General features: G+C 64.0%; 22 protein-coding genes, 1 tRNA gene and 2 pseudogenes. 10 read left to right on the top strand and 15 right to left on the bottom strand.

What is annotated here, in order from left to right:
* Nucleotides 1-15 precede the first annotated feature (15 nt).
* Together A5724_RS23060 and A5724_RS33890 are read right to left on the bottom strand one after the other, a co-directional pair.
* Nucleotides 16-1,698: a GAF domain-containing sensor histidine kinase gene (locus A5724_RS23060; RefSeq protein WP_067807865.1), complete on the bottom strand. Its 1,683-nt coding sequence runs from the start codon at nucleotides 1,696-1,698 to the stop codon at nucleotides 16-18.
* Between the two features lie 29 nt (nucleotides 1,699-1,727).
* Nucleotides 1,728-1,883: a hypothetical protein gene (locus A5724_RS33890; RefSeq protein ID WP_156752418.1), complete on the bottom strand. Its 156-nt coding sequence runs from the start codon at nucleotides 1,881-1,883 to the stop codon at nucleotides 1,728-1,730.
* Between the two features lie 402 nt (nucleotides 1,884-2,285).
* Here A5724_RS33890 and A5724_RS33290 point away from each other — a divergent pair.
* Both A5724_RS33290 and A5724_RS34255 read left to right on the top strand, forming a co-directional pair.
* Nucleotides 2,286-2,591: pseudogene (locus A5724_RS33290) on the top strand (3-oxoacyl-[acyl-carrier-protein] synthase III C-terminal domain-containing protein); the annotation flags it as partial.
* Nucleotides 2,524-3,183, top strand: a pseudogene (locus A5724_RS34255) (3-oxoacyl-ACP synthase); the annotation flags it as partial. The pseudogenes A5724_RS33290 and A5724_RS34255, both read left to right, overlap by 68 nt.
* Before the next feature lie 49 nt (nucleotides 3,184-3,232).
* Here A5724_RS34255 and A5724_RS33885 read toward each other — a convergent pair.
* The 3 genes from A5724_RS33885 to A5724_RS35200 are packed head-to-tail and all read right to left on the bottom strand — an operon-like array spanning nucleotide 3,233 to nucleotide 4,363.
* Complete coding sequence (locus A5724_RS33885; RefSeq protein WP_232004945.1) at nucleotides 3,233-3,382, bottom strand: Hsp20 family protein; 150 nt, start codon at nucleotides 3,380-3,382, stop codon at nucleotides 3,233-3,235.
* 31 nt (nucleotides 3,383-3,413) lie between these two features.
* Nucleotides 3,414-3,887: an AAA family ATPase gene (locus A5724_RS35205; protein ID WP_369830660.1), complete on the bottom strand. Its 474-nt coding sequence runs from the start codon at nucleotides 3,885-3,887 to the stop codon at nucleotides 3,414-3,416.
* Nucleotides 3,872-4,363, bottom strand: coding sequence for a hypothetical protein (locus tag A5724_RS35200; protein ID WP_369830659.1), 492 nt, complete (start codon nucleotides 4,361-4,363; stop codon nucleotides 3,872-3,874). Before A5724_RS35200 ends, A5724_RS35205 begins: the two co-directional genes overlap by 16 nt.
* Here A5724_RS35200 and A5724_RS35195 point away from each other — a divergent pair.
* From A5724_RS35195 to A5724_RS23035, 3 genes are all read left to right on the top strand, one after another.
* Nucleotides 4,347-4,694, top strand: coding sequence for a hypothetical protein (locus A5724_RS35195; RefSeq protein ID WP_369830658.1), 348 nt, complete (start codon nucleotides 4,347-4,349; stop codon nucleotides 4,692-4,694). The genes A5724_RS35200 and A5724_RS35195 overlap by 17 nt on opposite strands.
* 26 nt (nucleotides 4,695-4,720) lie before the next feature.
* Nucleotides 4,721-5,719: an NAD(P)H nitroreductase gene (locus A5724_RS23040; protein WP_067807861.1), complete on the top strand. Its 999-nt coding sequence runs from the start codon at nucleotides 4,721-4,723 to the stop codon at nucleotides 5,717-5,719.
* 217 nt (nucleotides 5,720-5,936) lie between these two features.
* Nucleotides 5,937-6,584 (top strand): response regulator transcription factor, encoded by a 648-nt coding sequence (locus A5724_RS23035; protein WP_067807759.1) that lies wholly within the window; start codon nucleotides 5,937-5,939, stop codon nucleotides 6,582-6,584.
* Between the two features lie 6 nt (nucleotides 6,585-6,590).
* Here A5724_RS23035 and A5724_RS23030 read toward each other — a convergent pair whose 3' ends face one another.
* A complete protein-coding gene (locus A5724_RS23030) occupies nucleotides 6,591-7,481 on the bottom strand; it encodes a universal stress protein (RefSeq protein ID WP_304528354.1) in 891 nt (296 codons plus the stop codon).
* Nucleotides 7,482-7,489: 8 nt separating this feature from the next.
* Entirely contained in the window at nucleotides 7,490-8,086 is a 597-nt protein-coding gene (locus tag A5724_RS23025; protein WP_067807756.1) for a hypothetical protein, read from the bottom strand.
* Nucleotides 8,087-8,393: 307 nt separating this feature from the next.
* Between A5724_RS23025 and A5724_RS23020 the strand changes: the two genes are divergently transcribed.
* A complete protein-coding gene (locus tag A5724_RS23020) occupies nucleotides 8,394-8,849 on the top strand; it encodes a GNAT family N-acetyltransferase (RefSeq protein WP_067807753.1) in 456 nt (151 codons plus the stop codon).
* On the opposite strand, the gene A5724_RS23015 is transcribed toward A5724_RS23020, so the two are convergent.
* From A5724_RS23015 to A5724_RS22980, 8 genes are all read right to left on the bottom strand, one after another.
* On the bottom strand, nucleotides 8,846-9,838 hold the full coding sequence (locus tag A5724_RS23015; RefSeq protein ID WP_067807751.1) for a nitroreductase family protein: 993 nt from the start codon (nucleotides 9,836-9,838) through the stop codon (nucleotides 8,846-8,848). The two genes, A5724_RS23020 and A5724_RS23015, sit on opposite strands and share 4 nt — an antisense overlap.
* 128 nt (nucleotides 9,839-9,966) lie before the next feature.
* Nucleotides 9,967-10,338, bottom strand: coding sequence for a hypothetical protein (locus tag A5724_RS23010; protein ID WP_232004942.1), 372 nt, complete (start codon nucleotides 10,336-10,338; stop codon nucleotides 9,967-9,969).
* A 103-nt stretch (nucleotides 10,339-10,441) separates the two neighbouring features.
* Nucleotides 10,442-10,502 (bottom strand) — tRNA-OTHER (locus A5724_RS23005).
* Nucleotides 10,503-10,945: 443 nt separating this feature from the next.
* The gene (locus A5724_RS23000) at nucleotides 10,946-12,211 is read right to left on the bottom strand and encodes an MFS transporter (protein WP_067807748.1); all 1,266 of its coding nucleotides are present in this window, start codon (nucleotides 12,209-12,211) and stop codon (nucleotides 10,946-10,948) included.
* A complete protein-coding gene (locus tag A5724_RS22995) occupies nucleotides 12,208-13,569 on the bottom strand; it encodes a rhodanese-like domain-containing protein (RefSeq protein ID WP_067807745.1) in 1,362 nt (453 codons plus the stop codon). The genes A5724_RS23000 and A5724_RS22995 overlap by 4 nt, the downstream gene beginning before the upstream one ends.
* Nucleotide 13,570: 1 nt before the next feature.
* Nucleotides 13,571-14,047 (bottom strand): DUF4395 family protein, encoded by a 477-nt coding sequence (locus A5724_RS22990; RefSeq protein WP_197518760.1) that lies wholly within the window; start codon nucleotides 14,045-14,047, stop codon nucleotides 13,571-13,573.
* A gap of 20 nt (nucleotides 14,048-14,067) precedes the next feature.
* Nucleotides 14,068-14,832, bottom strand: a complete 765-nt coding sequence (mddA, locus tag A5724_RS22985; RefSeq protein WP_067807731.1) for a methanethiol S-methyltransferase — start codon at nucleotides 14,830-14,832, stop codon at nucleotides 14,068-14,070.
* A 21-nt stretch (nucleotides 14,833-14,853) separates the two neighbouring features.
* Nucleotides 14,854-15,537: a metalloregulator ArsR/SmtB family transcription factor gene (locus tag A5724_RS22980; protein WP_082965222.1), complete on the bottom strand. Its 684-nt coding sequence runs from the start codon at nucleotides 15,535-15,537 to the stop codon at nucleotides 14,854-14,856.
* A 318-nt stretch (nucleotides 15,538-15,855) separates the two neighbouring features.
* On the opposite strand from A5724_RS22980, the gene A5724_RS34960 reads away from it, so the two are divergent.
* From A5724_RS34960 to A5724_RS33280, 4 genes are all read left to right on the top strand, one after another.
* Nucleotides 15,856-15,978 (top strand): hypothetical protein, encoded by a 123-nt coding sequence (locus tag A5724_RS34960; protein WP_255397292.1) that lies wholly within the window; start codon nucleotides 15,856-15,858, stop codon nucleotides 15,976-15,978.
* 22 nt (nucleotides 15,979-16,000) lie between these two features.
* Nucleotides 16,001-16,633, top strand: coding sequence for a class I SAM-dependent methyltransferase (locus A5724_RS22975; protein ID WP_067807729.1), 633 nt, complete (start codon nucleotides 16,001-16,003; stop codon nucleotides 16,631-16,633).
* A 34-nt stretch (nucleotides 16,634-16,667) separates the two neighbouring features.
* Nucleotides 16,668-17,153 carry an SRPBCC family protein gene (locus tag A5724_RS22970; protein ID WP_067807726.1) on the top strand — a complete coding sequence of 162 codons (486 nt, stop codon included), beginning with the start codon at nucleotides 16,668-16,670 and terminating at the stop codon, nucleotides 17,151-17,153.
* A gap of 128 nt (nucleotides 17,154-17,281) precedes the next feature.
* Nucleotides 17,282-17,491: a helix-turn-helix domain-containing protein gene (locus tag A5724_RS33280; RefSeq protein WP_082965227.1), complete on the top strand. Its 210-nt coding sequence runs from the start codon at nucleotides 17,282-17,284 to the stop codon at nucleotides 17,489-17,491.
* The last annotated feature ends 335 nt before the right edge of the window (nucleotides 17,492-17,826 follow it).

Below are 17,826 nucleotides of genomic sequence, written 5' to 3'. Positions count from 1 at the left end.
CGCGGTTCGTTCGACCTACTGCAGTGGCGCCGACCACCGCAGGGTGGTTCCGCGGTCAGCGGCACTTTCGATGGCAAAAGTGCCGCCGACGTCCTGGGCACGCTTCTGCAGGTTGGTCAGGCCGCTGCCGGTGATCTCGCCCGATATTCCCCCGCCGTTGTCCACGACTTCGATGATCAGGTCATCTGCGACCGTGACACTCACCGACAGCGTGGTGGCCTTGCCGTGCCTGATCGCGTTGCTGACCGCCTCCCGGACGACCGCTTCGGCGTGGTCGGCCAGGGTGGCGTCGACCACCGACAGCGGGCCGACGAATTGCGTCGTGGTCCGGACGTCCGGGCTGGCGAACTGGGCCACCGCTTCGTCAAGACGCTGACGTAGTCGAGTCGTCCCCGACGATGCGCCGTGCAGGTCGAATATCGCGGTCCGGATTTCCTGTATCACTTCCTGCAGATCGTCAACACAGGCGGAAAGCCGTTGTTGCACTTCGGGTATCCGCGCTCGAGGGATCGTCCCTTGCAGGGAGAGCCCGACGGCGAAGAGGCGCTGGATGACGTGATCGTGCAGGTCTCGCGCGATGCGGTCGCGATCGGTCAGGATGCCGAGTTCACGCATTTGCCGCTGCGCGCTCGCCAGTTGCCACGCCAGGGCGGCCTGGTCCGCGAACGCCGCCATCATGTCGAGTTCTTCGTCGCTGAACGGTTGCGCCCCTGCGCCGCGAACCGCGACGAGAACGCCCGCAACGGCGTCCGTCGCCCGTAGCGGCAACACCAGCGCGGGGCCCGTCGACGCAGGTTCACCGGCAACGAGGTCGAAGCGGTCGAACCGGCCGGGGGCGCGCTCGACGAACGCCGCGCCAACCGATGTTCCCTCGACCGGGATCGACACCAGATCCGTCGCCGGACCGTCGCCGGATGTCGCGGTGACCTGCAGTTCGTCGACCTCGGTTGCCGGCACGTCAGGATCTGCCGGAACGGCCACCAGCGTCACTTCGGCACCGCTGAGCGTTCGCACTTCGTCGGCGACCAGGCGAAACACCCTGGCCGGATCGGTGCCGGAGAGCAGTTCCGTCCCGATGTCGCGGGTGGCTTCAATCCAGGACTGGCGCGTCTTGGATTTCTGATAGAGCCGTGCGTTGTCGATGGCGATGCCCGCTGCCGCCGCGAGTGCCTGAACCAGGACCTCGTCGTCCTCGCTGAACGGCTGACCGTTCGCCTTCTCCGTGAGGTACAGGTTGCCGAAGACCTCGTCGCGGATACGTACGGGTACGCCGAGAAAGGTGCGCATGGGGGGATGGTTGGGCGGAAACCCCACCGATGCCGCGTGGTGAGCGATGTTGTCCAACCGGATGGGCTTCGGATCGTCGATGAGGACGCCGAGAACTCCGCGGCCCTCAGGCAGATGCCCGATCTTCTCGCGCATCTCCTCGTCGATGCCCTCGTAGATGAACTCGATCAATTCATGGTCGCGCCCTCGGACGCCGAGCGCTCCATATTGCGCGTCGACCAATTCGATAGCGGTGTGCACGATGGTGCGAAGGGTTTGGTCCAGTTCGAGACCCGACGTGACCACCAACATGGCTTCCAGCAGGCCGTCGAGGCGGTCGCGCCCTTCAACGATCTGTTCGACACGGTCCTGCACCTCGCTCAGCAGCTCGCGAAGCCGCAGCTGAGACAGCGTGTCGCGAAGCGGGCGCATGCTGGTTTCAACGCCCGACTCGGGGTCGGTCACATTTCCATCGTTGCATCGGGCAAGGCGAGAGGCGAAGTTTTCCGGCGATTATTTGACGAGTTCGACGGATTCGCGGCAGCCACGATGCCGATACCGCGTGAACCCGTTGACGCGATCGCGGCGCAATTGTTCGGCGCGGTCTCGAACGCCACGCGTCATCTTCTGCTCCATCACGAAGTGCGGCAGATCAAAAGCCGCATGCCCGACGGCGCCGGCGCTCCGTCTTGCACGCGGTCGAAATCGTCGGGCGATGTCCGAAGCAGATATGAGTTCGGTTTGACCGCCACCACCAGACGAGCAGCGTCACCGTACCGCCGTGCCAGCCAGACCGAGTCACCACGGCGCAAGTCCTGCCAATTGAGGTGTACGGCGTTCGCATTTCGGATATCCGCGCCGGCAACCCGCTCGAACCACGAATAGCTGTAAAACCCACGCATCTGAGCACCGCGGAGTTGATGCCAACGACACGCCACCACACGCATATCGACCTCGAACGACTGACGGGGATTCGGGAGCGACGCGTCTCGGTCGGTGACGAAGACCCTTATGTGGTGGGCATTTCGATACACGACATCGACCACGTGATCACCCGTCAGCCTTCGGCAAGGGAGATCCGCAAGGACATGGCGAAGATGGCGGCCGCCTTCGGCGACACACCACGCCACGACGCGGTGATAACCGTTGGCCGATACGGCAACACGGGGTCGACAACGCATACCGTCGCTCTTGTCGAAGAACTCGAAGCCGAACATATCCGACCCGGCGCGACGGTGGCGATGACAGCCTGGCCACGGCGGCTGGCACGATCATCACAGCCCCCTTCGCATCGCGGTCAAGGCGGCCCGCGCCTGCCTCAGTGACGCGGGCAAACAGCCTCACGACATTGACTTGCTCATCAACGCCGGCGTCTATCGCGACCGCAACCTTGGAAAGCCTGCCCTTGCGGCGTTGAGCCAGAAGGACATCGGAGCCAATCCGGAGGATCCGCACTCAGCCACGCATGGCACGTTCTCATTTGATATTTCCAACGGGATTTGCGGAATGCTCACGGCCCTAAAGATTGTCGACGGATTTCTCAAATCGCACGCCGTTGATTGCGCCCTCATCGTGATCAGCGATGCCGATCCTGGCCGCGCAATGAGCGAAAAGTTTCCCTTCTCGCCGTCGGGGCCGGCTGTGCTCTGCGGTTGGACCGACGACGACTACGAATTGCGCGTGTGCATTGGGTGAGCGACCTCGACGTTGGCGAAACCTGCAACGCGACAGTCGGTCTCATCGACGGCCACACCGTGCTGCGGTTCGGAATCCGACGCGATCGGCCACTGGTTCGCAGTCGCGGCCGGCCACGTCGTCGACCGAGCCCGGCCGGGCAGCCGGGTTCTGCTGGTCGCCGCAGGCGCCGGAATTGTTGCGGGAGCTGCTCTGTACCGGGTTCCACCCCGTCGGCCGTAGGGAGTGTCAACCATGCCTGGCGTCCGTCGCAAGGCTGTCGTCTGGAGGTTTACTCAGCCGCTTCGACAGGGACGTGCTTTTCGGCGGTTGCCGCCTGGGTCACCGGCACCGACACAGTCAAAATTGCCTTGTCACAGCTGGCCCTGATGGTGTCCTCGTCCGCGCCAGGGGCAAGGAACTGAACGCATCGATGCGCCACGAGAATTCGCACCACCCATTGATCTCCTTATTCAGATATGTCGTCGTACGTCCGCGACGGATTCGAAAAGCGGTCGACCGGTGTCTACCCGGTATCCGTCGAGCGGTTCGTTGTTGCGATCCGCCAGCGCGACGGCGATCTGCGGCGTCGCGTCCGAGGCGGAGGGTGGCCGGTTCTCGATCCTTTCGGAAGCCACCGACGTCGGCACCGAACACGTGAATTCTGATATCGGCGCCGCCATTGCCCGGGCTAGTTCACGCGCCCGGTCACGTTGACGGGAGTCACGCCAAGTACCGTCGAGAATCGTCGATCTTCCGTTGGCAAGCAACTGCCGTGCTCGCCGCGACACTTCGTCATACACAATCGCGACATTCTCGGGTGTGTACAAACCGTCGTCGAGGCTGCCGGGTTGCCCGCTGATGACGCCGGACCGCTGCAGTTCGCGCCGAACATCGTCAGTCGAAAGCACTTCGGCCTCAATGGCTTCTGCTAATCCATGAGACAAGGTCGTCTTTCCGGTGCCTGGCCCGCCGCCGATGAGGATGAGCGTACCGTCCCTGCCTTCAACCGGTTTACCGCGATATCCATGTGTCTGCGCGCATCGTTACGTGCGTCCGGATTTCCCTGTGCCACCCGAATACAGTCCACCTTCGCCCGAACCACAGCCCGGTAGGCAATGTAGAAATTTCGCAGTGTGCCGGGCGCACGGTCGTCCGCGCGCCGAGCGTATTCGTCGAGGAAGTAGTCACCGAGCTCTTTTCGCCCCAAGGACTCCAAGTCCATCGCCAGGAAAGCCACGTCGTCGAGGCCGTCGACGTAACGCAGGCGATCGTCGAACTCCAGGCAGTCGAGTAGGGCCGGCCCGTCGGCCATGCAGAAAACGTCGTCTGCCAACAGATCCGCGTGCCCGTCGACGACGCGGCGGTCGGCGATTCGTTGCTCGTACAGCGATACACGTCCCGAAATGAACTGGGTGGCCAACCGGGCCACTTCCGAGATCTGTTCTGCTGGAACCCACTTCCTTCGCACACGCGTGTTCGCGGGCGGCGGACGTGCTGAAGTCGAGGAAGTCGGTCACTACGGCCTTCTTGGCTTTGTAGACCTTGTCACCGACGAGAAACACAAGCCCGGTGTGGGTCTCGCGCACCTGGGCGTCCATACCGCCCGCTGCGGCGACGGCCTGATTCGAGGCGCTCACTGTCGCCGGCATGTGGCCAAGCCTGCCAACCGGGATGATCCCTACCAAGGGTCCGAAGACCTCGTCCTCGGGACCATTGGCCCTGGTTTGCCAATCGCCGAGGACCGAGAGTGAGGGCAAAACAGAAAGCGGAGGTCCTGATGCCTGCCACGATGGTTGACACCGAGATCATCAAAAAAGCCGTCCGGCTGGCGTGCCGCGCACCGTCGCTTCACAACAGCCAGCCGTGGCGGTGGGTACTCGAGGGAACCGCCCTCCATCTCTTCGCCGATCCATACCGGGTGCCCCGCGCCGCCGACGCCTCGGGCCGAGAAACTTTGATGGCCTGTGGCGCCGTCCTCGACCACCTTCGGGTGGCCATGGCCGCCGCGGGTTTCTCCGCCCACGTCGAACGGTTTCCCAACCCCAACAACCTCTTGCACGTGGCGGCCATCGAGTTCAGCCCACTCGAATTCGTCACCGACGGACACCGTCAGCGCGCGAACGCGATTCTGCTGCGGCGCACCGATCGACTTCCGTTTGCGCCACCGCCGGACTGGGACACCTTCGAACCGGCGCTTGGAGACACCGTGCGCTCGGAACACGTACGAATCGACGTGATTCCCGACGACCGTCGTTCAGAACTCGCGGAGGCGTCGCAGCTCACGGAGTCGCTGCGCCTGTATGACTCGTCGTATCACACCGAACTCGAATGGTGGACAGCGGGATTCGCGCTGTCCGAAGGTATCCCCCGCAGCTCGCTGGTGTCGGCGGCCGAAAGCGATCGCGTCGACGTAGGCCGTTCGTTCCCCGTGACGCATCATCGGGAGCGGAGGCCGGAGGTCGACGAAGACCACGCCAAGGTCGCAGTGTTGTCGACGTACGACAACACGCCGCACGACGTGCTCGAGTGTGGGGAAATGCTCTCTGCCGTGCTGCTCGACGCCGCCATGGTCGGACTGGCCACCTGCACACTCACCCACATCACGGAGGTGCCGGCAAGCCGAGACATCGTCGCGGAACTCATCGGTCACAGCACGCAGGACATCACGCCACAGGTCTTGATCCGCATCGGCCGGGCCCCGTCCATCGAAGGCGTGCCACCACCGACCCCGCGACGATCTGTCGACGAGGTATTCGAAGTGCGCACCACGGACTGACGACCGCGCACGAGGGACTTTCGCCTCTCTGCGAAACAGACGCAACGTCGATAGCGCCTGAACCATGTGAACGCCCGCACGGCGTTTCCGCGCTATTGAGTCCGCCAGGCCACTCGGCACTGAACGAGGCTCGGTGGTCCGCGCTGATCTGCGAAAGGCAGCACGTATTGTGAGCACTACATCCACCGGATCGGCAGCGTCTAGGGAAGGCCCTCGCGTGGTGAAAGTGTTTCTCGTTGACGATCACGAGGTGGTCCGGCGCGGACTCATCGATCTACTGAGCGCGGACCCCGAACTCGAAGTGGTCGGCGAAGCCGGCTCGGTCAGTCAGGCGCTCGCCCGTATCCTGGCGCTGCAGCCGGATGTCGCGGTGCTGGATGTGAGATTGCCCGACGGCAACGGCATCGAGCTGTGCAGAGACCTGCTGTCGCGGATGCCGAATCTGCGCTGTCTGATGTTGACGTCGTTCACCTCCGACGAGGCCATGCTCGACGCGATCTTGGCCGGCGCAAGCGGATACGTGGTGAAAGACATCAAGGGCATGGAACTCGCCCGAGCCATCAAAGAGGTCGGTGCCGGCCGGTCGCTGCTCGACAACAGAGCAGCCGCGGCGCTGATGGCCAAACTCCGTGGCGCCGCAGAACATTCCGATCCGTTGTCGGGGCTCAGCGAACAAGAACGCGTCCTGCTTGACCTGCTCGGCGAGGGCCTGACCAACAAGCAGATCGCGGCCAGGATGTTCCTCGCCGAGAAGACGGTCAAGAACTATGTTTCCCGGCTGTTGGCGAAGCTCGGCATGGAGCGACGAACACAGGCGGCCGTGTTCATTTCCAAGCTGGAAACGTCGCACCGCCAGCCTGAGTAGTGACCGTCACGACGGACGGGCGACGATCACCGGCATGCGGGCCGATTCGGCAACCGCCGCGCTGACCGAACCCAGCAACATTCCAGCGAACCCCCCGCGGCCGTGGCTGCCGACGACCGTCAGTTGCGCTGACTCCGACTGCTTGAGAAGTTGGCGTGCCGGCCGATCCATGACGACGACGCGGCGAACCGTCACATCGGGACAACGCTCCTGCCAGCCCGCAAGCCGCTCGGCCAACGCCTCCTCGGCCTGCTTCTCCAGATCAGACCATGTGATGCCGGGGAAATCGTTGACCGCGAAGTCACTCCAGGCATGCACCGCGACCAGGTCTACCCCACGGCGGGCAGCTTGTTCGAATGCGATCTCGGTGGCCTTCTCGGATGCCTGTGAACCGTCGATTCCCACCACGACGGGCGCCATTGCGGGCGTTGGCATCAAGGGATCCTCGTCGTGGATCACCGCGACCGGGCAGTGCGAGTGATGGATGAGGCCCCAGCTCACCGACCCCAACAGACGGCGCGAGAGCGCACCGAGCCCGCGGCATCCGACGACGACCAAGTCGGCCCCCTTCGACCACTCGACGAGCGTTGACACGACACCGTCGGTGATCAGTTCCGTACTGATCTGGATCGGGTGTGAGTTCTTGATTGCGTCCATCGCCGTTTGGCGGGCAGTGCCGAGAATGTCGCGCCCCTGGCCGTTGAATTGCGTCACGAGATCCGCAGGCATCGGCAATTCGGGCCACATGCCCAGGGAGGCCCAGGGAATGACGTGGATCAGCGTCAGCGGAACCTGGCGTGCCGATGCTTCCCTGGCGGCCCAGTCGACCGCGACGCGGGCGGCCGGTGAACCGTCGACACCGACGACGATTCCGTTCTGAGTCGCGTTCATCGGGATCTCCTGCGTCATGATGTGTGCCTCCTCGGGCCGTCGTTATCCTGAAATGCCCTGATGTCGCGGTCCCACTGCGCGGATCGCCTGTCGTCGAGCCGGCGCCGAATCAGATGCACTGAGGCCGCGGCGAATTCAGCGACGCCGAGCAGAATGAGAAACGCAACCGCGACCGCTTCCCCGGTAGCCCGGCTCGGCGATGTCGGCGGGCCGACGTAATCGCCATGGTCGTCGATCCAAATACTTTGCCGGTCACCGATTTTGGCCTTATCCGACCAAGGCACGACACCCTGGTGCGCAATCCCGGCCCAAGTCCACGTGCCCTCGGCTGCGAATGCGACGCTTCGATGATTCGGAACGACCTGGCCCTCTCCGACCGCTTTCGCGATCACCTGATGCCTGGTCTGCGCCTGCTCGGCATACAGTCGCGAGCGCTCCTCGTGAATCGAAGTACCGACGGCGCCTGCGACCGGTATCGCAACGACCGCGAGGAGGACGGCGAGTACGAGCACCAACGCCTCGATGCGATCGCTGCGGCGCACCAACGGGTTACTCCGAACGAGGGCGCGCAGCCACCACGGGCTCAGCGTGCCGATTGTGAAGGTGTCCATGACGTCTCCTCGAGTCACAGATGCCGGTTGCGCTGTCTGATATGTCGATCTTGGACCGACACAGGCATGCAGTTTTAGGGCCCAACGGCCCTCCCGCGGTAGACGGATGTCACCGCCTCCTGTCGTGGACCTTCGGCGCCGACACCAGAGACCAATGGCCCCGGTTCTGCAGCCGTCCAACCCAATAGTCTCGATGCAACAGGCTGCCGGGTGACGAGGGGTGTGGCTTCGAGCTCATGGACGCACAACGGGTCGATGCCGTGTGGACGGCAGAACTCCTTGACCGCTCGGTGATTTCGCTGCGCGGGTGCGGCCGGACGATGCAGAAGACGTGGTGAATCTGTACGACACGTTGACCGACGAGGAGCGCTACTTCCGCTTCTTTGCGATGCACCCCGCGCACCTCGCCGATTGGGCGAAGTCGTTGACCCTACCGAAGACCGGCCAGTACTCCCTCGGCGCGTTTGGAGTCGGGCGCCTACTGGGCGTAGCCAATTACGTGGTCTGCACGCCGAAGCCGGATGTAGCCGAAGTGGCCGTGGTGGTGGCCCATGCGCAACACCTTCGTGGCGTCGGTACGGCACTGCTCCGTCAACTGGGCCGAATCGCCAGGGACAGCGGAATTCGTCAGTTCGTCGCAGAAGTGCTCTGGGAGAACCATTTGATGCTGCGCGTGCTCGCAGACGCGGGGTGGCCGTGCACACGGCGTCTCGACGGCTCGGTGTTACACATCACGGTCGATCTGGCCGCAGAGGCGCACTAGCCGAACGCAGAACCGTCAAGTCGCACAACCAATTCAGCGAAATTACGGCGCGGCGTCGACGGCAACGGATCGGCGTTGACAGGGGCCCAGCCGATACGCAGCAGCATCTGAGGATACTCGTCGTCGCCGAACACGTCGGCCCGCACCGCCGCCCGAGTTTCTTCGATCTCCAACGGTTCTGTGATCGGGCAGCTCGCCAATCCCAGTGCGGTCGCGGTCAGCAACACCAGGCTGGTGGCTTCCCCTGCGCGCAACCGCGAAACCTCGTCGTCCTCGGCGGTGCCCAAGGCGATGACCACCGCGTTGTCCTCCGCCGGATCCACGTCGGCGGTCTGCGCCAACGCGGGACCGGCGAAAGCGCGCGCCGGAATCATCGCAGCCGAGGCAGGTTCGGGAGTGCTTCGCGCAGGAACACCTGCCGTCGCGCCGTACCTGCCGCTCCAGGTTGCCAACTCAGCCAGATACTCCTGATCGTTGGCATGGCGGACGGCGGCTTCAGAGACAAGGTCTTTGAGATGCTCGAGCCCGTCGACTCGACGCAGGGTCACACCCGCGCGCGCCGCCCTGGCCGCCATGAGTGCGATGTCGCCCTGGGGCACAGGCCACGCGCTGTAGTGACGTCTGTCGGTGCGGCGCCGTGGAATGGCCGCGGCCAGAGTCACATCCATCTCGTTGGCCGGGTAGCGATAAAGCTCGATCGAGGCCAGATGATGCTGATCGTCGGGATTCGGCAGCCGGTGGACCTTCGACTGCCACCCCAGAGCGGCGAACGCGACCACGCAGTGGTTCAACGCAGCCCCGCAACTGAGCATCAGGTCTCGACGGTCAGGGTCGGTGTGTCGCAGCTGCAGATCGGGATCGGCGTACAGATGCAGACTCTGGTCCCCCACCCGCCACCGCCACGGCTGCGAGTTGTGCACGGACGGAGCCCGGGCGGCCAGCAACAGGGCGGACCGGATGGTCTCGACGTCTGGGAAATGTGCGTTCATAGCTCCACAATGGCGACTCACCTTCGCAATGAGCAGAGCACAAAGACCCTGGTGTCGAGGGACCACCGAACTCGCCGCGGGGCAGCGCGTCTGACTCCACGTCGGGACGGATGGGCGGCACTGCCTGATCAGGGGCCGGGCTCGGCGTCGGCAGCGGCCTCCTCGCGTTTCCGCTCAGCGAGTTTGTGGTCCTCGTCCGCCGATTCACGGTGGAAGGCCACGGACTCCTCGTGCACGTCAGCCCGACTGGCGCCCTGATCGATGGTGCGGATCTCCACCTCCGCGACGCGTTCATGGAGTTCTGCTGTCTTTTCGAGACTACGCGCGGCCGAGCGAGCGGAATGGGCGGCGGCGATGCGGGCCTCATCCGCGGCGCGTTCGGCCTCTTCGACGTCATCTGGGCTGAGGGGCTGCGTCGCCTCACCGGGCCGCTGGCGTAGCTCGGCGGCACGCCGCGCCGTGTCAACCGCTCGTGATCCGGGGTCCTGGCTGCGGGGCATCTGCGTCTCCTTTGTCCGACGTCTGTGTTCCCGCTGGCGCATGACCTAGTCATGGCGCGTCTAATCCCTTGAAGTGGGGCAGTAATTGGAGCCAAGGATGGTGTGGTGGTCCCGACTGGATCGAACCAGTGACCTTCCGCGTGTGAGGCGGTTTAGCCAGTGACAAGATTCCGTTTGCGCTGGCAACGGGCTGGGAGTGGCCCTGAGCCGTTGGCGATTGTTCGAGCCCCCACAGATACAGAAGTGAAAGGCCGATCCGGCCTCGAAATCCGGTACCGCCGCAGCGGCGACGGCGCGTACGTCCGACGATCTCCGGCTGAATTGCGCGACCGCCATATCGCCCACATGAATAAGTTCCATAGCGAGCTCCGGCAGCCTCTTAACGTCTAGCCAATGTGGTCGGTCTGCGGGCCCCAGGATCGCCCGCGACGAACGCGAAGCTCCTCCGAGTCCGATGGTTTGACGCCGATCTCGGATAGCCGTTTCAGCCAGCCCGGAACCAGCCACGTTGCGCGAGGACCAACCGCTTTCACCGCGGTAATGATCTCTCCCCCTTTGACGCGGGTCCGCCGTCGCTACAGAGCTGTGAGCGGGACGCAGGTGCTGTTCATGATGTGAGGCGGCGCTGGACCCGCATGTGGGTCTCGTACATGCGGGCGGCGACGATTAGTCCGGAGACAACCGTGATCGCAGCAGCCGCCCAGACTGCAGCGCGCAGGCCCCAGAGGTCGGCGGCGGTACCGCCGACGATTGCGCCAGCGGCATATCCGCTGTCGCGCCACAGGCGGTAGATGCCGACCGCCCGCGCACGCCACAGCGGGTGGGCCACGTCGCCGATCGCCGCCAGAAGCGTGGGATACACCATAGCGGTGCCCACGCCGAGCAATGCGCTGGCCAACAGCCACCAGGCGAAGGTGTCGCCGATTGCGATCAAGCCGAGCGCAACTGCCTGGGTGAGCATTCCGGCGGTGATGAGGTGTTTGCGTCCCCATTTGTCGGACAGCGCGCCGGTGAGGATCTGGCCCGCCCCCCACAATGCGGGGTAAGTGGCGATGAGCACGCCGATACGCTCGATAGGCGTGCCAGTGCTCGCGAACAGGATCGGGAACAATCCCCATGAGAGTCCGAAGTTGAGATTGTTGACCAACCCCGCTTGGCTCGCCGACGACAACGCGGGCTCGGTGAATGTGGTGCGGGTGAAGATTTCTCGGTTGGACAACGCGCCGTAGCCGCCGGTATCGGTGCTGCGGTGGTTTTCGGCCTCCAGGTGAGCGTATCCACGGGTCTCGCGCAGGAAGACAGCGGAAATGCCCAATCCGATTAAGGCGTAGGACAAGCCGAGCAGGAATGGCGCTGGGCGTAGTCCGTAGTGGGCGGCCAGGTAGCCGGCAGTCACCGCGGTCAGCGCGACCGCACCGTAGCCGGCGGCTTCATTAAAACCCATCGCCAGCCCGCGTTGCCGTGGGCCGACGAGGTCGATCTTCATCACAACCGTTGTCGACCACGTCAGGCCCTGGTTGATTCCCAGCAGGACGTTGGCGAAGATCACCCATCCCCAGGACGGCGCCCAAATCAGCAGCAGCGGAACCGGAATCGCGATCAGCCAGCCCGCCAGCAATACAGGCTTGCGTCCGAACCGATCTGACCAGGTGCCGGCGAAGTAGTTGGTGGCGGCCTTGGTGATGCCGAACGCCAACACATAGGTCAGCAGAAATGTGTAGCCGCTGAGGTGGAACTGGTGTTGAGCCAGCAGCGGTAGCACGGCCTGTTCTTGGCCGACCATTCCGCCCACAAACGCGTTGACAACGACCAATAGAGAAAACTGGGCGATGTTAGCGCGCAATCCAAGTCGGGGCTCATGCCTCGTGCTCATGCGCCCGTCTCGAGCTTGCCGCCGGTGACCTCGGCCCAGTCCCCGGGCCCGCCGTCCAGTACGACCAAGTCGCGGTGCCCCGCGCGCTCGAGCAGACTCGCTGCACCCATCGCCCGCTCACCGTGACCGCACATCACCACTGTCGCTTCGTCGGAGAGGTCATCGGCTTGTTCGGGAACGTCACCGAGTTCGACATGGATCGCGCCTGGCAGATGCCCGTTCAGGTACTCCGAACGCTGCCGAATGTCGAGTACCGTGCGTCCGTCGATGTCTTTCGGTCGGACAAGACCGATTTCAAGCGCCTCGCCGCCCGCCGACGTCCAGGCATGCATGCCGCCGTCCAGTTCCCCGATGACGTTGTCGTAGCCGATTTTCGCGGCCTGCCAGGCAATCTCGACCGGGTCCTGGTCGCTGTCGCGCACGATGATCAGCGGTCGGTCGACGGGGACGAGCCAGCCGAGCCAGCTGGCGAACACTGGCCGCAGCGGTATGGAGATAGCACCGCGGATATGTGCAACGGCGAAGCGGTCCACCGTTCTGACATCCACGAGGACAGCGCCGTCGTCTATCCGTGTTCGCACCTCGTCGACGCTGAGCGCCCGCAGGATCGGATCGCCTTCCAGCACCGGTGGTCCGACGCGATTGATCTCGGGCAGCCGCCGGAAATACGGCGGATAGCTGCCGAGCGAACCGAGAAGCTGGGATACGAACGAGTCTTCGTCCGGTAGCCGCAGCAACGGATTGGTGGCCAGTTCGGTCGCAATGGTGCTGGTGCGCTCAGCGCCCGGCGGGGCCGAGCAGAACGAGCCCGCCCCGTGCGTGGGCCAGACTTGGACATGTCCGGGCAGTGTCGCCAACATGTGCAACGACGCGTACTGCGCGCGGGCGAGTTCTTCGGTCCGGTCCTCGGACACCAGATCGGTACGGGCCGCCGAACCGACGATCAGCGAGCCACCGGTGAACACACCTACCTCCTGGTCGCCGTCGAGCAACAGGAACGCCAGGTGGTCGTGGGTGTGGCCAGGCGTCAACAGTGCGCGCAGCCGCAGGCCACCGAGGTCAACCTCGTCGCAATCGTGCAGACCGGTGTGCGTGAATTCGCGATGCCCGGCCGCTGATGCCAACACCTGAGCGTGTCCTCTGGCCCCGAGTTGATGTGCCCCGGAAAGGAAATCGGCGTGCAGGTGCGTGTCAGCGGCGAAGCCGATCGCCAAACCACGCTTGGCCGCGGCCTCGTGTACGGCGCGCAGGTCACGACTCACATCGACGACGAGCGCGCGTCCATCGCCGAGGTCGACGAGATAGGCGGAGTTGCCGAGGCCCTCGTCGACCAGCGGCACCAGGTCAATACCGGACATTTCAGACTCTCTCCCTGCGCCGCTGGCCGGTGACGGTGTTGTAGATGAACGACGGGATGCAGAAGTTGGTGATGCTGGCCAGCGCACCGACGAAAATCAAAGCGACACCCAAGGAGATTCCTACGACGCTGGCCCCCACGTGGAACGCCCAGCCAGTCGCGATCAGCCATGCGGTCGCGAAGACGAAAACGAACCGTCGTTGGGGCCCAGAGTGCGGGAAGCGTCCCGTATGGGTCAGGTGCCGCATTCCGTAGTTGTAGAGAAGATCGAACGGGTGGACCGGACAAAGAATGCCTACAGAGGTGATGGCGGCGAGTGTCCACAGCACAGCGGGTGACATCAGCGCCACACCGATCACCGCAACCAGCGTCCCAAGCGTGTATGTCCAGCGCATCCAAGGCGCCAGCTGTTCCAGCGTGGCTTCGTCAAGCCCGCAAAAGCCCTGAGCCTCAAGGCGACTGCGGACGGTCGGATTCACGGGCATGGTCGTGCCTCTCGCTATGCCGGTCGCGCCGTAACGTCGGGCAGGGAGCGGTGGCGGTGAAGGCCGGGGATGAGCATCGGCACCCGGGCGTGATAGCTGCGATAGCGGTCGCCGAGTGCCGCGTTGAGATCGTGTTCCTCCAATTGAATTGCGATCAAGATGTACGCCGTTGTCGCAACGGCGAACAGCAGATGCCCGGTCGTCATCGTGGGTGTCGCCCAAAACGCGGTGATGAAGCCCAGCATCAGCGGATGGCGCACCACTCGGTACAGCAGTGAGGTTCGGAATTCAAGATCGGTGTAGGGGGCTCCGCGCCAGGCCAGGTACACCTGGCGCAGGCCGAAGAGATCGAAGTGACTGATCATGAACGTCGATAGCAGAACGGTCAACCAGCCGGCGGCGAACAGCACCCACAGCACGATCTGGCCGGGCGTCCATGTCACGTCCCATACGATCGCCGGCATGGTGCGCCACTGCCAGAACAGCAGAAAAAGCGCAAGACTTGACAACAACACATAGGTGCTGCGCTCAATTGTCCTTGGCACCAGCCGGATCCACCGCCTCTTGAACGCGGGCCGTGCCATCACGCTGTGCTGCGCTGCGAACAGTCCGAGCAGCAGCACGTTGACGACTACCGCTTCCGCGATGGACGCTTCGACGCCGTGATCGATGCTGCGCGGTACGACGAAGTTACCCACGAAGCCGATCGCGTAGAGGAAGGCCGCCAGGAACACGACGTAGCACACGGCGCCATAGCCGATCGTCAGATAGCGATTCATGATTCCTCCCCGGTGTGGTGGTTACTTGTTCGTCCTGCGCACCGGCCGCCCCGCTAGCCACCACTCCGGGTAGCCGTCGGTAAGCCGTTGCGCCCTACGTCCTTTGGCCCGCAGCATCGCCACGGCTTCGTCGGCATACACGCAATAGGGTCCACGGCAGTAGGCGATGTACTCCTTGTCGGGGTGCAGTTCGCCGATTCGCTTCGAGATGTCCCCGACGGGCATGGACCGCGCACCGGCGATGTGCCCTGCCGCGTACTCCTGTTCGGGCCGCACATCGAGCACAACGACTTCGCCGTTGGTCATGCGGCGCGTCAGCTCATCAGGCGTGACGGGCTCGAAGCCACCACGATCACCGAAAAAGTCATCCACGACGCGGTCGACCTCGGCGAGGTGTTGCTCGGCGGTTTTTCGCAACGCCAGCACGAGGCCGACGACCTCGGGTCCGCTGAGCCGGTAGTGGACGAAGAGTCCTTCGCGTCGGGCGAGCACGAGTTGCGCCTGCCGTAGCTGCTGCAGGTGCCGTGAGGTGTTCGCCACCGAGAGGCCGGTCTCGGCCGCGATGGACTCCACAGTGCGCTCGCCCTGCGCGAGGATCTCGAGGATCTCCAACCGGTGCGGGCTAGCGATGGCCTTGCCGATGCGGGCGAACTCGCCGTAGAGGCGGTCCTTGAAGTCGCGTTTTGCCCGAGCCTCATTAATCACCTATTCAATGTAATTCTTGAATTAGCAGATGGGAAGCCCTTAGCGCATGGCCGCCAGGGCGCCGATCGCACCGAGGGCGTTGAGCGCCTCGGCGGCATTGGACGAGCGTCCGGGTCGGCGATCCACTGCAGCATCGGGCCGTCGCACACGGCCGTCAGCACGGAGGTGATCGCGGCGAGGTTGTCCGGGACCGGCGCCAAGAAGCCTGTCTTTGCTGCCGGTATCAGCAGACCGATCTTGCAAGAACCATCATGGTGATAAACAAACGTTTGAATGGAACAAGCGCTTGCCGACCCCGTCGTGTCGAGGGAGAAGCCCATGCGATCCCCGTATCAACCCGGTCCGCGGTGGCCGGTCGACAGCAAGCCCCAGCGCGGTCACGTCCGCAATATCACCTACGTCCCGCGGTGGCGTGCCCGTATCGTCGTCGCCGCCCGTTAGCGCCGACAAGGAAGGGATCGACATGGTTCACACGCAAGAACGCACCGAACGGTGGCATCGGTACTGGGACAAGAAATCCCGCGGCTACGACCGCGAGATGCAGTTCATGGAACGGATGCTGTTCGACGACTCACGCGAGTGGGCCTGCTCGCAGGCCAGCGGCGACGTTCTCGAGGTGGCTGTCGGTACGGGTCTGAATCTCGGCGCCTACCCATCGGACATTCAACTGACTGGCATCGATCTCAGCGAGCCGATGCTGGCTATCGCCAGAACGCGTGCCGCCGAGTTGGCGCGTGATGTCGAGCTTCGCCAAGGCGACGCGCACGCACTGCCGTTCGCGGACGCGACTTTCGACACCGCCGTCTGCACCTTCGGGCTCTGCGCGATACCCAACATCGATACCGCACTTGGCGAAATGACCCGCGTCCTTCGCCCCGGTGGCAAGTTGATTCTTGTCGACCACGTCGAGAGCTCCTCGCGGATTGCACGCGCCATCCAGCGCGCACTCGAACTGATCACGGTACCCATGGCCAGCGAGCACTTCCTGCGCCGACCGCTGAACAACCTGAAGCAGTTGCCGTTCGAAATCGAGCGGGCAGAACGATTCAAGCTGGGGCTTGTCGAGCGCATCGTGGCCCGAAAGCTCGACCGGTGAGTAGCGGCGACATCACCGTCTGGAGGCGCTGCTAATGCCGACGCCTAAACGCGGCGACGCGAGCATTCACATCGCTGCGCCGCCGGACCTGGTCTATCAACTGGTCGCCGATGTGACTCGGATGGGCGAATGGAGTCCTGAGTGCTACCGCTGCGAATGGCTCGACGCGGCGACCAGCGCCTCGGCGGGTGCGCGGTTCCGCGGTTACAACCGGCGCGGCAGGTACCGCTGGGAGCGAACCGCCATCGTGCAGGTCGCCGACCCGGGCCGCGAGTTCGCCTTCACTACGATCGATGACCGCACCGGCCGCCGCGAGACCAATTGGCAATACACGATGGAGACGTCCCGCTCGGGAACCCTGCTCCGCGAGCGGTTCGAATTTCTCTGGTGCTCATTCACAAACCGAGCGCTGGAGATGTTGGCTCCCCGCGGACGTCAGGTGCAGCGCGGCATCGAGGAAACACTCGCACGCATCAAGCGCGCGGCTGAAGCGACCACGACGACCAAACCGGCCGACTGACGCACGTCTTCGTCCTAAAATGTACCTGCGGCAGAAGATGTTTCCGACGCCTGTGGCATGGGCACCGCGCAGGGCTGACGATGTCTAAGTGGGCCACCTAGCGGCTGCGGTCTGGAGTGGAGCGCACGATGACCTTGGCTGACGAGGGAAGGGAAATTCCTACCGCACAACAGGTTCGCGAGATCACCGGCGTGCCGCTAACGACGCTCCATGACTGGGCGGCCAAGCGCGAACTCCTTATCGACGCCCCCGGACCGCGCCACCTTCGACTCAGCGGACGTCATCGCCGGTGGGCGCTCATCGACGTCGAGACGGGGCTGGCATCCACCCGTGTATGAACTCAAATTCTGGTCGGTGCACCGTGAAATACTCTACTGCACAGAACTATTGACGGAAAATGCCCATGGCTATCACTCGCCGCGAAATCAATCTTAGCCCACGCTTTGACGTTTAATGGCGAGGCGGCCATCGTCACGAAGTCAGTTGCCGGGGATGTGCTCGATGGCTGGCCTCACGGCTAGATCTGAGTGCCAAGGTTCGGCGCGGCTACGAAGACATCTGGCGGCCGCGAATCGAGCCGCGATTCGGCGGCTAGTTGTACCTGGCCATGAGGTTGGTAGCAGGCGTGTCGGCTTGAAGTGAGGAGAACCCCCGAGTGGGGTGTGGCTTGTCG

The organism is Mycobacterium sp. ACS1612, from assembly GCF_001667505.1.
Taxonomy (GTDB): Bacteria; Actinomycetota; Actinomycetes; order Mycobacteriales; family Mycobacteriaceae; genus Mycobacterium.
Note: the sequence above shows the minus strand (reverse complement) of the source record. Positions and strands in the feature narration are given on the sequence as shown.